Origin of the sequence: Microcoleus sp. PH2017_09_SFU_O_A (assembly GCF_020738625.1) — a bacterium.
Lineage (GTDB): Bacteria > Cyanobacteriota > Cyanobacteriia > Cyanobacteriales > Microcoleaceae > Microcoleus.
Genome location: NZ_JAEQCF010000089.1, coordinates 59,960 through 74,745 on the forward strand (window position 1 = coordinate 59,960; position 14,786 = coordinate 74,745).

Genomic DNA, 14,786 nt, shown 5'->3' on the forward strand with positions numbered 1-14,786 from the left:
ATTAACCCAGTGCTAAAATGATTTTAAAATCAACAAATCGCAAAGCAGTCCTATGCCCTCACCCTTTCCCGGCATCGACCCCTACTTAGAACACCCTGATTTCTGGCAGGAAACTCACCATTGGTTAATTTCTCTGATTGCGGAATCCTTAGTCCCCCAAATTCGCCCCAAATATGAGATCGCCATTGAAAAACGTATCTATCAAATTGACGACACCAATGACAATAATGATGACTCACTTTTAGTAGGTATCCCCGATGTAGCCATCAAACGCCAACCCAATCCCCCCGATATTCCTACTGGTTCAGTTGCCATTGCCACCCTCACAGTTCCCACTACCGTCAAAGTGCCAGCCCCTGAGAAAATTAAACAGACTTACCTAGAAGTACGAGAAATGGCAACTAGACAAGTTGTCACCGCAATTGAAATTCTTTCGACCGTCAACAAACGCAGTGGAGATGGCAGAATTACCTACCTCAAAAAACGCCAAAGTATTTTAGGTAGCTTAACCCATTTAGTTGAAATCGACTTGCTGCGAAAAGGGGAACCTATGCCCGTACTTAACAATTCTATTCAAAGCGATTACCGCGTTTTAGTCAGTCGCAGCAATCGCCGTCCCCTTGCCGAACTTTATGCCTTTAATCTGGGCGATTCTCTACCTGTATTTCTACTTCCCTTGCGCGAGGAAGATGTAGAACCTATTGTTAACTTACCCGAATTGTTCGCAGGTGTTTACGATCGCGCGGGTTATGATTATCGAATCGATTATAATCGAGATCCCATACCGTCCCTGTCAGAACAAAAGTTGGTTTGGGCAAAGGAACTTTTACAAGCAACTGGACTGCGAGATAATTAATCCTATTGGGAGCATCTCATTTTCACAAAAAGGATGTTTTTCTACAGTGCGAGCGGGGACAGCACTACAAATACAAAACTGAGATGCACCCATTCTATTTTACCTTATTAATATTAATCAACGTCTATATTATATACAGAAAAATTGCCACTTATACCATTTTTATAAAGATGTGCTATGGATGAAGTCTTAGCCCCCCCGAAATCGCGGGGGGGTGGGGGGTAATATCTAGTGCTACGGGTGCATCTCAGGCAAGGCGAATACATCCGTAGGGGCGAAGCATGACCGCAGAAAATATGGGATGATAACTGATAATTTATATGCGGTCATGCTTCGCCCTCTTCAAAAGTGAGATGCACCCTAGTGCTACTTTATGAAATTGGTATTACAACAACCCCTTAGGAGCGCGAATTAAATAACTTACAATTTTAATTATTGTGGGATGGGCGTCCCGCCCGTCCAGAAAAGACGGGCGGGACGCCCATCCCACAAATATGTGTAAATTAAATTATTTAATTTCTATTCCTTAGCTCGCATTCTCACGAAAAATGGTGAAGGCGAAAGCAGAGATTTTTCCTGTTGTACCTGCTCCCATTCCATCCGAATTTCCCGATCGATTTCTGCTTGAAAGTCGAAGTAATAAGCCATTGCTGCATGGGCTTCGGACTGCATCAAATAAGGATGCTGGCGGCACATTTCCTCCACTGACCAACCGTAAGCTAGATAATCCATCACAATCTGAGCAACCCGCACGCGCGGTATCCGCTGCAACCGTGCCGGTTGACCCGCTACTTTCTCGATATGAGGATAAATTAAAGCTGATGTCATTGCTTTTTGTATCTATCTCTACAGGAGCTTAGCATAAATATTATAACACTCAACCAAAATGAAAAGAATTAAAGAAGCCGATCGCCCTTTTATCCGCAAAAAGCGATCGCCAGACTAAGGTACGCACTGCACACCCTACATATAAAGTATGTGCGTCCAGGACTGCGGATATTAGACTTCTTGCAAAAATAGTTAGGACGGGCTAGAAGCCCATCCCACAAAAATCTTTTTTTCTTGTGGGATGGGCTTCTAGCCCGTCCCAAAATTTGATTAAAAGGACTTTTGCAAGAGGTCTAGTGTAAAAAACCCGAATTTGCTACAATCTCTTAGTCCGCCTTCGCGGACTTCGTTTGACAAGCAGCGATTTCAATCCCCAAATCATACAGGGGGTAGCTTCACCAAAAACGCCACACACTCAACATGAGAAGTCTGAGGAAAGAAATCCGCAGGCTGCACCCGCGCTAACTTATAATCCCCGTTTTCGCACAAAATCTTCAAGTCGCGAGCCAAAGTCGCAGGTTTGCAGCTAACATAAACAATGCGACTCGGTTTGATTTCCTTGATTGTTTCCAACACCGCGCGATCGCACCCTTTCCTCGGCGGATCGAGCAACACAATATCCGGTGTCAATCCCAAAGCAGGCAGCAAACTCTCTACAGTTCCCACCTGAAAATCGACATTTTTCAAGTCATTTAATTCAGCATTTAATCTGGCTTGCTCGATCGCAGTAGGTTGCACTTCTAAACCGATCGCTATTTTGACTTGTTTTGCCAGCGGTAAAGTAAAAGTCCCAATTCCGCAGTAAGCGTCAACCAAAACCTCGCTTCCGTGCAAATTCAACTCCCCGACAATCACCTGCAACAAGGCCTCAGCAGCCTCTGTGTTTACCTGGAAGAAAGTATCTGCCTTTAGCTGAAAATTCAAACCCGCAAACTTTTCTCGCAGATAAGACTGGCCAGCAATGCAGCGAGTTTCTGCACCAAATATCACATTTGTTTGAGCTGCATTCACATTTAAACAAACACCTACAAGTTGAGGATATTGTTTCAGCCACTCAGCAGCTTGTGCTTCAATTCCCGGCAACTCTCCGGTGCGAACTATTAAAGTTAGCAACATTTCTCCCGTGCGCCGTCCGATTCGCAAGGACAAATGACGCAATTCTCCTGTATGTTGCTTTTCGTCATAGACTGGCCAATCCCGCCAGTGAATGTCTTCTTTGACTTCTTTCAACAAAGGATTGAGGCGCGGATCTTGCACCGGACACTGATTTAGATTGACTAATTTGTGGGTGCTTTTTTGATAGTAACCTGCTTGCACTTGACCAGTCGCAGAAATTGCTACCGGATAAGTCGCTTTGTTGCGGTATCCCAAAAATTGGGGAAATCCTTCGATTTTTCCCGTTAAGATTTGATCGACTTGCACATCGTTAAATCCGCCAATTCTTTCTAAGGCTTGAATTATTTGATTTTGCTTGGCTGCAAGCTGATATTCATAATCTACGTGCTGCCACTGACAGCCACCGCATTTGTCGGCGACAATGCAGTTGGCTCGGATGCGGTGTTCTGATGCTTCCAGAAGTGTGTCCAACTTGCCTTTAGCATAGCTGGATTTGACTTGCACGAGGCGCACGAGGATGCGATCGCCCGTGACGGTATCGGGGACAAACACCACTAACTCACCAAAACGACCAACTCCGTCTCCGGTGTCTGCCAAGTCGGTAATCTCTATCTCAATCAGTTGACCTTGCTGGCAAGGGTTTGCCACTTTCGTCGAGTTTCGGGTGGGGAATTTAGATTTGGTCACAAGTAGTCGTGGTAGGATTTAATATGGTAATGCAATATCGCTCTCTCTTGTTTGAGATGAGTCGTAGCGAAGCGAGGCGCAAGCCATCGCACTCAAGCTCAAGTGCAGGCAGTCTTCCTGCTTCCGAACCCCTTTCTGCTACAGCCAAAGCTTGCGTTAGACAACATTGTCCTCGATCGAGCCTGTGCGATATGCTATTGGGGCTTGATGGGCCAAAACTCGTGAAACAGTCTAAATGTCTGCCGACATCCAAACTCTCGATCGCAGTTTTTGAATTTTTCCCAGAGTACCTTGGGACACAAGGAAACTAGCTTAGCTAGACAGGCGAGAATCCCCAGCCCATAATCTTTGATTTGGGTTGGGATGAAAGACGCGCGAGGATATGAGCGACCCTCCAAGCGATGTTGAGCGTAGCCAACCAGTAATGGAGGGTGGCGACGAGACGAGCAAGCACTCCGCAGTAATAATTGCGGTAAAATACTCATAGCTTAGATCAAAGAATAACAATCTGGGTCTAAGTCAAAAGTTTTGATGTGACAAGTGGGGCGGGACGTGTTCCTCACTATAAAACGCCGTAGAGGGAAACGATTGGAGTACCTTGAAGGAAGATCTTGATATCCTTGACCGGACTCAGATGCCTACAACATACCGCTTGCGGTTCGTGTAGGAGCGTCACTCACTAAGCATAACGCTTGCGGAGGTTGACCGCCTGCTTCTAAGATCGATTAATGTTAGCAGCAAGGTAAGTCGCCGAAGCAAGAATCTCATCTTTAACAGATGAGAATGTCAATGAATCTTTTCCTCAAATATCCTCAAATTTTGAATAACAATGAGCGTAGTTAGCCAATTTATTCTCCAAGCCGATGACGAACTTCGTTATCCCAGTACCGGCGAACTCCAAAGCATCAATGATTTTTTTAAGACGGGAGAACAGCGGGTGCGTATTGCTACTGCGTTGTCTGACAGTGAGAAAAAAATTGTTGAAGAAGCTAGCAAAAAACTTTGGAAAAAACGCCCTGATTTTATCTCCCCAGGGGGCAATGCTTACGGCCAGCGCGAACGGGCTTTGTGTCTGCGCGATTACGGCTGGTATTTGCGCCTGATTACCTACGGTATCTTGGCCGGTGACAAGGAACCGATCGAAAGCATCGGTTTGATTGGCGTTCGGGAAATGTACAATTCTCTGGGCGTTCCTGTTCCTGGCATGGTTGAAGCTATTCGCTGTTTGAAGGAAGCTTCTTTGGCTTTGCTCAATCAGGATGATGCTAGGGAAGCTGCTCCTTATTTTGATTATATCGCTCAAGCAATGTCTTAGTTGAAGAGGCGATTTTTTTCATGGATGTGGCGGAACATTCGCGGGTGATTTTTGGGGTAATTTTATCTCGCCATTGCTCGCAAATGTTTCGCTTCTGTTGACAGTTGACAGTTGACAGAATCGAAGGCAATGGTTTGAGCAATTAACAGCTTCCTCATAGTTGGGCGCAGTTACTCTAGTTAGGAAATATGCTAAGTTTCTGTTAGGAAGCAATGCAGTTTGCGCTTTCCCAGATTTCGAGAATGTCTTGTCTTTCAATGCACATTTCAATTAAAAAGTCAAGGGTTTTTTGGAGATATTGTTTGTTGAATTTCCGACTATCGTGCTGAATTGATGTTTTGAGTTGCGAGAGTTGTCCAAGTGTGGGGCAGGTTTGGATTTGATGGGCGATCGCATTTTGCCACTCTTCCAGTCTGCGGTACGAGATAAATTGTCCGCCTTTATGATGGTGTACGAACACTACATTAGCCCAGGATTCGACTCGCTTAATCAGATTTTGACTTATTTTCAGGAATTTGGCGATCGATCGGGCGGTGATACGGAGCTTTTTCGAGGGCCCGATGCGGCGAAATAGTGCTGTCATGGCTGTATACTCAGGGCTTGAGAGGCAAGTTCTGTTTAGACTTAATTACATATTACTCTATCTCAGACTCTTATCTCACTTGTGCAACAAAAATTAATTTAAGCTCAAATGTTGCCCGTACAACCCTCAATCATTGATGCTGTGCTAGTTTGAGAGTTAATCTAGGTGGAAAAAATGTCAGCACTCTCTAACAACGCTGTGGTAGATAACCGGCAGGAATTGCGTCCCGTTCGCTTCACGGAGACGGGGCGGATGCGTTTGGGTAAGATGTTAAAGGCTGCAAGACAGACAAAAGGTTGGTCTGTTAGCGAAACACAGTTCAAAACAAGGGGGTACGAAGAGGCGCTGTTCATCGCCACAAATCAACCCGTACCCAAAGATGTCGGTATCAGTGCCGCCACAGTCAACCGTTACGAACGCGGGAAGTTGGATAATCTAGACTGGCGCTCATTATCTCTGTTGTGTTTTGTCCTAAAGCCGATCGATCCTGTGACAAATCAACCCCTCGAACCGGCAAATGCTCTATATATCGCGTGCGAACACTCGCCGTACAACGACGCGAAGCTTTACGAGGAGATTACCGACTGTTAACTTGCTTTTTCCCACCCTTTTGCTTAGCAATTAAAGCTTTAGCTTGTTGCTACAGAGCTCCTAACTCCTCAACTTGGGGCTTGGGTTAGTTCTTATGTGATTTTTAGTTTATGACATTCTATAGGACTGTAAAATGCCGGGATTTCTTGACTTTAAGGCTGTAGTCGAGCAGGAAAAGCTGCGTCCTGTGCGATTTACCGATACGGGACGCGGTAGACTGGGAAAGCTTCTGAAAGCAGGTAGAGAGCTTCGAGGTTGGTCGATTATTGAAACAGAAATGGTGACAAAAGAATATGAGGCGGCTTTGTTTCGGACAGCCGGAGAACCTGTACCAAAAGATTTCGGTATAAGTAATGCGACTGTTAGCCGCTACGAAAGAGGGAAGTTAGAAAGCTTGGATTGGCGATCGCTCTCCCTGTTATGCTTTGTCCTAAAGCCGATCGATCCTGTGACAAGTCAACCCCTCGAACCGACAAACGCTCTCTATATCGCTTGCGAACATCCGCCTTACAACGATGCGAAGCTCTACGAGTAGGTGAATCAGCTTTTTTGGGCGGGCTCGCGTGCCCACCCCACAAGAGCAATATTGAGTAATTGTGGAATAGGCATCTTGCCTGTTCTTGGGCATAATATTGATGACTAGCTTACTGCGGGCCCTTTTGCTTGGCCAGTAAAGCCTTAGCTTGTTCCCACAAAGCGTCTAACTCTTCGGGCGGATAATCGGATAAAGGTCGATCGCACGCAGCCTCAACTTTAGCAAACCGCTGTACGAAGCGATCGTTCGTTCCCTGCAAAGCAGCCGACGCATCTAAATCGTACCAGCGAGCCAATTGAATCAACACAAACATAATATCTCCCAATTCCGACTGCTGCGCGGCCTTATCCTCGTGTTTGAGAGCGTGTTCAAATTCCGCCATTTCCTCGTGAAACTTATCCCAAACGCCGTCTACACTGTCCCAATCAAAACTCACCTCCGCAGCTTTTTGAGAGATTTTTGCAGCGGCAGTAATTGGCGGCAAAGTGCTAGCATAACGGCTCATTTTTGAGGCTAAAGTTGGTGGCTTTTCCGCAGTTATGCCCTTTTCTGCTGCTTTGATTTTTTCCCAATTTTCGTTAACTTCATCGACACTGTTAATTTCCGCATCCCCGAACACGTGGGGATGGCGCCGAATCAGTTTTTCCGTGATTCCCGCAGCGACTTCGGCGAAGGTAAATTGTTCGGATTCGCTGGCAATTTGAGCTTGCAAAATTACCTGTAATAATAAGTCGCCCAATTCTTCAACGATCGCACTTTTGTCTCCTTTACGAATCGCGTCGGCGGTTTCATAGGCTTCTTCGATGATGTGCGGAATCAGAGTTTCGGGAGTTTGGGCTAAATCCCAAGGACATCCGCCGTCGGGCGATCGCAATGAGGCCACAACTTCTATCAGGTTTTCGAGTGCTACGAGCGATCGACTGTGGGAATTAGACATTAGAATTTACCTTAAGTAGAAGGAAGAAGGAAGAAGGAAGAAGGAAGAAGGAAGAAGGAAGAAGGAAGAAGGAAGAAGGAAGAAGGAAGAAGGAAGAAGGAATACATAGACAGCCAGCTCGATCGCGAGCGATATTTTACATTTTATTAGGTGGATTTACTTGTTCACCTCTTAGATTTGCTAGACGTGCGGCGGGGAGATTTGCTTTTGCGCCTCTTAATAGTCTTCGGAGGGTGCAACCCGCTCAATCCTTTCTTTTTGAACTGTTTGTAAGCAGAACCGCCCCAATCGCTAAGATAGTGGCTCATCGCGCCCAATTCCAGACCGACGTAGATGGCTATAAATTCGATATAGTGTTCCAAGAGCGATCGACCGTAACCCAAAACCGCTTCCTGCCAATTTCCGGCTAAGTTGCCAATTTTTTCGGCGATCGTCAATCCCAAGACTCCTATAACGGCGATCCAGGTAGCGAGGTACAAGATTCGCAAAGCCGTGCCGATCAGAGGCCCGTGGGACAAAAAAGAGCGGTGGCGCAGGCTTTTTTGGTAGGGAAGCCAAATAAATTTGAACCATCCCCAGCGCTGATACTGACATGAGTAAATATCTAAATCCGGGCCAAACATCAGTCCGCCGACTAAGAAGCTGCCGGAAACGAGCAAAGTCAGGTTGCTGTTTTGAGTATGGCCAAAGGTGACGCCTGCCACCAGGGGCAAACACCATAGGGTGATTCGATCGTGCGTGCGGCCAGAGGGCATTAAAAGTTTATGATTTTTTTAGTTGATCTTTCTGGGATACTGTGATATGATAAGTCCCTGTAAGCGCAATTGGGCGATTAGCTCAGTGGTAGAGCGCCTGCTTTACACGCAGGATGCCGTAGGTTCAAATCCTACATCGCCCATATCCAATTGAAAAGCTGTTTCCACTGTTTCCAAGGGCTGGAAGTTTTAACACCTTCGCTCTGTGCCTTTGCTTGGCAACAGGCAAGATGCCTGTTCCACAAGAAGAAATTTAATGTCTTGTGGAATAGGCCGGACAGCCTGTTGTTAAAAAAACTTATTGGGAATGGTGCCAGATGTCCGATCGACCAAACTTAACATTTTGTGGCGGATGTCCCACAAGTTGACACCCAATGCTGGAAAATTAATCTATTGATTGATTTTCCTTTTTAACATCGTCAGATATATGAAGCCTAAAATAACTAGCCCGATCGCCTGGAAACAAGCTGAACTTCTCATGCAGCCGGCGATGATCCGAGTGCTAGACAACATCCGCAAACAACTAGAGGAGTCAGTCTGGACAGGAACTTATCAAGAAGTGCAGGTTCCGATTCCCGGCTATCAACTAATTTTAGAGCATCAAGGCGAGCACAGATCCGTCGATATTTGGGAACTTTGCTATCGAGTCTGCTTTGTCAACTACCAGCGGGCCCACACTCAAATGCAAAGCCAGGAAGTTGTAATTGACACTTTTTTAATTGACGAGGACACTGGCGATGTAGACTGGAATCGTCTTGATGCCAAAGCGAGTCAATTAATACAAGAAGTTTTTGCTAATTTGAGTCAGTTGACAGTTGACAGTTGACAGTTGACAGTTGACAGTTGTCATGGGTAGTTAGAAACCGGGTTTTTTCAGGACAAACGCGTTACAGCCAGAAGATTATGAAAAAAACCCGGTTTCTCGGCCTGTGAGTGCGATCGCAAACTCAAAACCAAGCATTAATAATTCAATACACGCTGAAAGCTTAAATCTCAAATCCTATGCTAATTCAAGAATTGCACGACATTCAAGCCGCAGCAGGCGCTACTTTTGCAGAGTTAGCAACCACAGAAACAGTCCCTATCAGTTTTGGTAACGACGGTGCCGCCATCGCAGCAACTAAACAAGGTGTGGCTTTGTGCGATCGCACTCACTGGGGACGCATTCAAATCTCCGATAGCGATCGCCTGCGGTTCTTGCACAATCAAAGTACCAATAACTTTAACATACTCAAACCCGGTCAAGGTTGCGACACCGTGTTCGTCACATCCACAGCTAGGACGATCGACCTCGCCACCGCCTATGCTACAGAAGATGCTGTAATATTGCTAGTTTCAGCCAACCGCCGCCACCAATTGCTCGAATTGCTCGATCGTTATATTTTCCCAATGGATCGCGTAGAATTAACAGATATAACCGATACAACCGTTGCTTTCAGTCTCCTCGGCCCCGAAAGCACTCAACTACTAGAAAAACTCGGAGTTACCGAACTAGACAATCAATCCTACGCTACTCACAAATCGATAAAAACCCCCCCTCTTTCGGCGGATGAAGGGGAGGTTCGAGTTGCTGTTGGTAGCGGTTTAGCAACTCCTGGATACACGTTAATTGCGCCAGCCAGCGACGCAGCCCGCTTGTGGACTGAGTTAGTTAAAGCTGGGGCCGTACCAATGGGCGATCGAATTTGGGAACAACTGAGAATCGAACAAGGACGCCCCGCACCCGATTTTGAACTCACAGACGATTACAACCCCCTAGAAGCCCGCCTTTTACACACAATTACTTATGACAAAGGCTGCTACATCGGCCAAGAAACAATTGCCCGGTTGAACACCTACCAAGGAGTCAAACAAGAACTTTGGGGCGTGCAATTGAGCGGCCCCGTTGAGCCCGGAACAGTCATCACAATTGGAGAAGAAAAAGTCGGCAAACTCACCAGTTTTGTCAAAACCGAATCCGGCTATTTTGGACTTGCTTACATCCGCACCAAAGCCGGAGGCGAAGGACTGAAAGTGCAGCTAGGAGAAATTGCCGGAGAAGTAGTAAACCTACCTTATTTAAATTAATCAGCATAGCTTCGTAGTGAGGACTTCAGTCCGCATAAATCAGAGGACTGAAGTCCTCACTACGAACCCAGAGCGCCTGTTTTAGTGGACATCAAATAATGACATATCCCTCCCTTAAAACAGCTTCACTAACCTGCGGATCCGGCTCTACAGGGTCGCTGTAATAAGTGTCAATATGTTTAATAAAACCTTCCCGATAAGCTTTCAGATGTGATTCAAGTGCTTCGATATCCTGCTTTTTTGTCGCGTAATACCATTTTTTTAAAGATGTGCTAGAGATAAATAATGTAAAATCCAAGACCATCCTGTGAGAAACCAATGACATGATTCGTTAAAGATGCTAAGATTTCCTGAACTTTTACGCGGAGTTGGTCAAGATTACTAAAAACTAACTTTCGCTTAAAATTCTTTGATGTATTCCCACACTCTTTCTGTTGGATTTACTTGACAGACAATGAGGAGGCTGAAATAGTAAAATAATATTGTCTGGCAATTCAGATGTGCTTAAAAGATGACCCGGAGCATTATCGACTTGAATGATATGCAATTCATCGGGATATTCAAGCGACAATTGTTCCAAATATGCTTGAAAACAAACTTTATCTAAATGGGAAAACTCCCCAAAAAAACTTCGTCCAGTAGATGGATATACTGCTCCGTAAAGCCAGAAACATTTAAATTTCCATTGATGTTTTCCTACGGGTTTTACACCCCGTAGTGTTATTCTTCGTCTCTGAATTGTATGTAGTCCTAATCGAGTTTCGTCACTACACCAAAACAGAAATCTTTTGTATTTCTTTACTTGGTCAGGAGCTTTATTCAGCAAGGCTTTGATTTTTTGAGACAGGCTATTTTTGAATTCATTAATTGCCGTTAAATTTTGTTCACTACTCCGGGGCCTAAGGTTCGCCAAAATAGGATCACGGACAACTAAAGTGAACAGATTCCTTTGGACTTCATACCAATTGCTAATTATCTTTTTAGAGCGCATCAACTCCAATTTGATAAATGCGTGAAGTGAGCAAAATATGTGAGTTTTGATCGCAGAGGTGTCTCTCACCATGAACCGACAAATTCCACATATAGCCTTTCTCAAAAAGATGAGGTATAACTGGCAGATCGTATAACCGCTTAGACGTATAGGGCTCGCATCCCAACAACGTCCGCGAATCTTTCGCTAGATCCGCTATACTTGTTTGAGTCCTCTATGAAAAGTTTCAATGCCCCAATGTATATCGTGAATTGTGATAAATTCACTTCGACTTGTTTCTTGCAGCTTGGACAGTTGTGGCAGATATAAAATATAATGTCTAGAGTCTTCTTTTTTAAAGTCTTTCCTAAACAATTTTATAAATCCAAATTCTTTCAAATGAGTTATTAATCCTTCATCTGCTATCTCTAAATTACTTACCTGGCAATACTTGTGCGGCTCATTAGAGACGGTTCTGTTTTTTTAAATCCCGAATAAAAAAACAGTTTCTGGTTTCTTAGAAACTTTAAGTTTTCTACTCCTGAATACCAACTATCTCCCGTTACTATTCTTGGTTGTACTCCCCATTCTGTGATTTCCCTCACCATTTATCTAAAATAATCGTTTTTGGTTTTTCCATCTCTTTTATCGTAAATTCTGTAATTGATTGGCACTGAATTACCATAGATGTCACTATAATATAGCGTGATTAAGTTTAATCCTCTGATCGGCTTATGGTATTTACCTGACCAAAAATAGCTAATTAATTCTGTATGTTTTGGTTCACTATACAGCTTTTATATGACTGTATCGTCAACACTTAATATACCTCCTTCTAAGTTGATAAACTTTTCTATTATCGAAAATAAATCTGACGGTTCATATCTCTCTCTCACCAAAAAGCCATTAATACTATCATGGGAAACGTCTCCCAATATCTCTGAAGTGCCTACTGCACCCCCCAAACTTGGGTTCTGAGAGTAAAAATAAGGTGTATAGCTCCTTATTGCATCGCGCTGTCGAGGTTTTAGTTATTTTTCTGATTGTCCGATACCAGGCACGTAGATGTTCCCTCTTTATCAATGCACTATTTGGTTATTTTGTCAATGCGTAAGTCCTAATTTACTGAAACATTAGCTATATTTGGTAACCTGCCATACAGATAGCTTGAGTAGTAAAAGGCTGTGGAATCGCTGTCAAATATAATGTTAAGAGTTTTAACGCTTGCGCTACTTTATATGAACTTTAAAATTGCGTCAAAACTCGTATGTGATTGCAAAGAAATAGTAAAGATATGTTTTGAGTATTGCCAACAGCCAGCAACTTAAGTTTATAGTTGTAGAGACAAATGTTTGATAGATCGTGTTCCAACTTGGTCGATCGCCAAAATAAATAGGTAAAGAAATGCTTAATAAAACTACAAGTAGGCTGAAGACAAGCAATAAGTATGAGAGCCGATAGGGTATCTCTACCATAGGGTGTCTTTCCCATCAAGTCGCTTTCAGTCTAAAAAATCTTAAAATCAAGCAGACTTTAAAAGATTCTGTCCCTCGAAAATCAGTTTAACAACTCGCTTATCAGCAACCGTATTTCTAGAATCTCAAGGAGCCAACAGTGAAAAGTGTAATTAACCCCTCAGAAGTGTTTGAAGGTGCTAGCAAAGCCGAAATAATCGATCGCATCCAACGGTTAGTTCCCCCAGGTTCCCCGGAACCCCAAGATCCTGAAATCCTAGCAGCCCTAAAAACTCTCACCGCACAGCTAATCACCGCCTATCAAGCCGACGGACAACTAGAAAGCGAACCTTTTACCGACGTGCGCGATCGTACAATTCACCTACAGGCATCCGCAGTCAACAGCAAAATCAAAGGAAAAACCATTCTCGTAACCGGGGGAGAAGGATGCGTCGGCGCTTTCTTAATCGAAAAACTCATCGAATTAGGCGCAACCAAAATCATTTCCGCAGACAAAGCCCGATGTCAAAACCCCGGAGAAACTCTCCCGCATTTTAACAAAGAAGGTGAAGTAACTTTCTATGCGGTTGACATTCGCAACTGGGAGGCACTGAAACATATATTTGAGGTAGAAAAACCAGAGATTGTTTTTCACCTAGCAGCCCAACGCCAACCCGGACTAGCTGAAATCAAAATCCGAGAAACAGTTACAACCAGCCTGTTAGGATGCAAACACGTCATCCAGCTATGCGAAGAATACGGCGTAGCAGACTGCATCTTCTCTTCCACAGGCAAAACATCTCGATACTTTACAACCGAAGTTTACGCAGCCTCCAAAAAGTTTGCCGAATGGCAATTTGCCAAAGCAGCTCAAGCAGGAAACGTCACTTACGGGATGGTTCGCTTTACTCATATGTTGGAAAATAGCTTGTTCTGCGAGCAAATGTCCAAAAAAGTAGAGCAAAGTAAAACTGTCAACGTTCATGCTCCCCACCGCTACGTCACCGCTCAAAATCTTGTCGAAGCCGTACATTTATTGCTGAACGCTCTGGTAGTCTCCGTTCCCGGAAAACTGAAAATTGTCGCAGTCAGCAATCTCGGGTGGCCGACAGAAACCTTGGAAGTTGCTCTTTATAAAATTCTTGAATCAGGCAAAAATCTGCCGATTTATTTTCAAGGACTTTTACCGGGATACGAAGAACCATTTTTCCTCGGACAGTTTGACTGGAGCAAGCCTACAGACATCCATCTGCTAATTAATGTTCTGGAAGATCCTTTTAGAATCATTGATGATGCTGGCGACATGGTAACTGTAGAATTAGCTCCTTTTTCTTTGCGCGTGTTAGATGGACAAGTGTCAAACTTGGAAAACTTAATCAACACTCCAGATTTACCGGAAGTGGAAATCAAGCACGCTCTAGTCGCAGCAGAAAAAGAAGTTATTGCTTCCTCTTTTGCATGGAGTTCCCCCCAAGAGTTGTTAAAGATTTTGCAGTGGGGAGTCAATCCCAAGAAATTGCAAGGTTACGGAACAGAAATTGGTGACTACACGGAGATTATCGAACTCCTGCTGCAAGGAATGTACGGGCGGCTCAACGAAGAAGTCTTGAAGGGTGCCGGAATTACTGCTGATGAATTTGAGCAGTTAGTTGACAGTCTTTCTACGCTGGATTCTATTCAAGCAGAAGTGGGATATTTGCGATCGATATCGAGATGTGTCAGACAATCTGTACTCCCCGCACACTTCACCAAAAAAAAATCTGAACCTTCTCCTGTCCACGATGCAGCGTAATTGGAAAATAGTTTAGAGATGGCTTTGTTGATTTTAGTCGATTAAAAATAGAACATCGCAAACCCGGTTTCTTTGAAATACCGGGTTTCTTAATTCTAGGCCTATTTGAGGTTAAGTTAAGTGATTTATAGCATTTCGAGCGAAAGATGAGGTATAACTGTCAATAAAGTTTTTGAGGCGATTTCACTTACTATATAATCACTATCTGAGGGCTAAAGCCCAACAACATACCTCAGCTATCTGAGGGCTAAAGCCCAACAACATACCTCAGCTATCTGAGGGCTAAAGCCCAACAACATA

General features: G+C 44.2%; 14 protein-coding genes, 1 tRNA gene and 2 pseudogenes. 9 read left to right on the plus strand and 8 right to left on the minus strand.

Translation table 11 applies throughout. From position 1 onward, the window contains the following. Positions 1–52 precede the first annotated feature (52 nt). Entirely contained in the window at positions 53–856 is an 804-nt protein-coding gene (locus tag JGK16_RS27045) for a DUF4058 family protein (protein ID WP_293182246.1), read from the plus strand. A gap of 519 nt (positions 857–1,375) precedes the next feature. Here JGK16_RS27045 and JGK16_RS27050 read toward each other — a convergent pair. Then, positions 1,376–1,684 carry a DUF433 domain-containing protein gene (locus tag JGK16_RS27050; RefSeq protein WP_293182244.1) on the minus strand — a complete coding sequence of 103 codons (309 nt, stop codon included), beginning with the start codon at positions 1,682–1,684 and terminating at the stop codon, positions 1,376–1,378. Positions 1,685–2,062: 378 nt separating this feature from the next. Then, positions 2,063–3,487 carry a 23S rRNA (uracil(1939)-C(5))-methyltransferase RlmD gene (gene rlmD, locus JGK16_RS27055; protein ID WP_293193530.1) on the minus strand — a complete coding sequence of 475 codons (1,425 nt, stop codon included), beginning with the start codon at positions 3,485–3,487 and terminating at the stop codon, positions 2,063–2,065. A gap of 29 nt (positions 3,488–3,516) precedes the next feature. Between rlmD and JGK16_RS27060 the strand changes: the two genes are divergently transcribed. Continuing rightward, positions 3,517–3,798 (plus strand): hypothetical protein, encoded by a 282-nt coding sequence (locus tag JGK16_RS27060; RefSeq protein ID WP_293203510.1) that lies wholly within the window; start codon positions 3,517–3,519, stop codon positions 3,796–3,798. Between the two features lie 518 nt (positions 3,799–4,316). Next, the gene (gene apcD / locus JGK16_RS27065; RefSeq protein ID WP_293143458.1) at positions 4,317–4,802 is read left to right on the plus strand and encodes an allophycocyanin subunit alpha-B; all 486 of its coding nucleotides are present in this window, start codon (positions 4,317–4,319) and stop codon (positions 4,800–4,802) included. A 202-nt stretch (positions 4,803–5,004) separates the two neighbouring features. On the opposite strand, the gene JGK16_RS27070 is transcribed toward apcD, so the two are convergent. Then, positions 5,005–5,385, minus strand: a complete 381-nt coding sequence (locus JGK16_RS27070) for a hypothetical protein (RefSeq protein ID WP_293182240.1) — start codon at positions 5,383–5,385, stop codon at positions 5,005–5,007. 174 nt (positions 5,386–5,559) lie between these two features. Between JGK16_RS27070 and JGK16_RS27075 the strand changes: the two genes are divergently transcribed. Together JGK16_RS27075 and JGK16_RS27080 are read left to right on the plus strand one after the other, a co-directional pair. Then, positions 5,560–5,976 carry a helix-turn-helix transcriptional regulator gene (locus tag JGK16_RS27075; RefSeq protein ID WP_293182238.1) on the plus strand — a complete coding sequence of 139 codons (417 nt, stop codon included), beginning with the start codon at positions 5,560–5,562 and terminating at the stop codon, positions 5,974–5,976. A gap of 133 nt (positions 5,977–6,109) precedes the next feature. Then, positions 6,110–6,511, plus strand: a complete 402-nt coding sequence (locus JGK16_RS27080) for an XRE family transcriptional regulator (RefSeq protein ID WP_293193531.1) — start codon at positions 6,110–6,112, stop codon at positions 6,509–6,511. Positions 6,512–6,620: 109 nt separating this feature from the next. Here the strand turns inward: JGK16_RS27080 and mazG are convergent, their stop codons facing one another. Both mazG and JGK16_RS27090 read right to left on the minus strand, forming a co-directional pair. Next, complete coding sequence (gene mazG, locus JGK16_RS27085) at positions 6,621–7,448, minus strand: nucleoside triphosphate pyrophosphohydrolase (RefSeq protein ID WP_293193532.1); 828 nt, start codon at positions 7,446–7,448, stop codon at positions 6,621–6,623. Positions 7,449–7,612: 164 nt separating this feature from the next. After that, positions 7,613–8,203: a metal-binding protein gene (locus JGK16_RS27090; RefSeq protein ID WP_293143470.1), complete on the minus strand. Its 591-nt coding sequence runs from the start codon at positions 8,201–8,203 to the stop codon at positions 7,613–7,615. A 71-nt stretch (positions 8,204–8,274) separates the two neighbouring features. Here JGK16_RS27090 and JGK16_RS27095 point away from each other — a divergent pair. From JGK16_RS27095 to JGK16_RS27105, 3 genes are all read left to right on the plus strand, one after another. Further along, positions 8,275–8,346, plus strand: a tRNA-Val gene (locus JGK16_RS27095). 284 nt (positions 8,347–8,630) lie between these two features. Beyond that, positions 8,631–9,029 carry a hypothetical protein gene (locus tag JGK16_RS27100; RefSeq protein WP_293182232.1) on the plus strand — a complete coding sequence of 133 codons (399 nt, stop codon included), beginning with the start codon at positions 8,631–8,633 and terminating at the stop codon, positions 9,027–9,029. A gap of 176 nt (positions 9,030–9,205) precedes the next feature. Further along, positions 9,206–10,270 carry a folate-binding protein gene (locus JGK16_RS27105; RefSeq protein ID WP_293193533.1) on the plus strand — a complete coding sequence of 355 codons (1,065 nt, stop codon included), beginning with the start codon at positions 9,206–9,208 and terminating at the stop codon, positions 10,268–10,270. Positions 10,271–10,361: 91 nt separating this feature from the next. Here the strand turns inward: JGK16_RS27105 and JGK16_RS27110 are convergent, their stop codons facing one another. The 3 genes and pseudogenes from JGK16_RS27110 to JGK16_RS27120 form a co-directional block, all read right to left on the minus strand. Next, positions 10,362–10,568 (minus strand): hypothetical protein, encoded by a 207-nt coding sequence (locus JGK16_RS27110; RefSeq protein WP_293193534.1) that lies wholly within the window; start codon positions 10,566–10,568, stop codon positions 10,362–10,364. A gap of 603 nt (positions 10,569–11,171) precedes the next feature. Further along, a pseudogene (locus JGK16_RS27115) lies at positions 11,172–11,360 on the minus strand (IS701 family transposase); the annotation flags it as partial. Positions 11,361–11,459: 99 nt separating this feature from the next. After that, positions 11,460–12,275: pseudogene (locus JGK16_RS27120) on the minus strand (transposase); the annotation flags it as partial. Positions 12,276–12,854: 579 nt separating this feature from the next. On the opposite strand from JGK16_RS27120, the gene JGK16_RS27125 reads away from it, so the two are divergent. Next, positions 12,855–14,486 carry a polysaccharide biosynthesis protein gene (locus JGK16_RS27125; protein ID WP_293193535.1) on the plus strand — a complete coding sequence of 544 codons (1,632 nt, stop codon included), beginning with the start codon at positions 12,855–12,857 and terminating at the stop codon, positions 14,484–14,486. Positions 14,487–14,786: the final 300 nt, after the last annotated feature.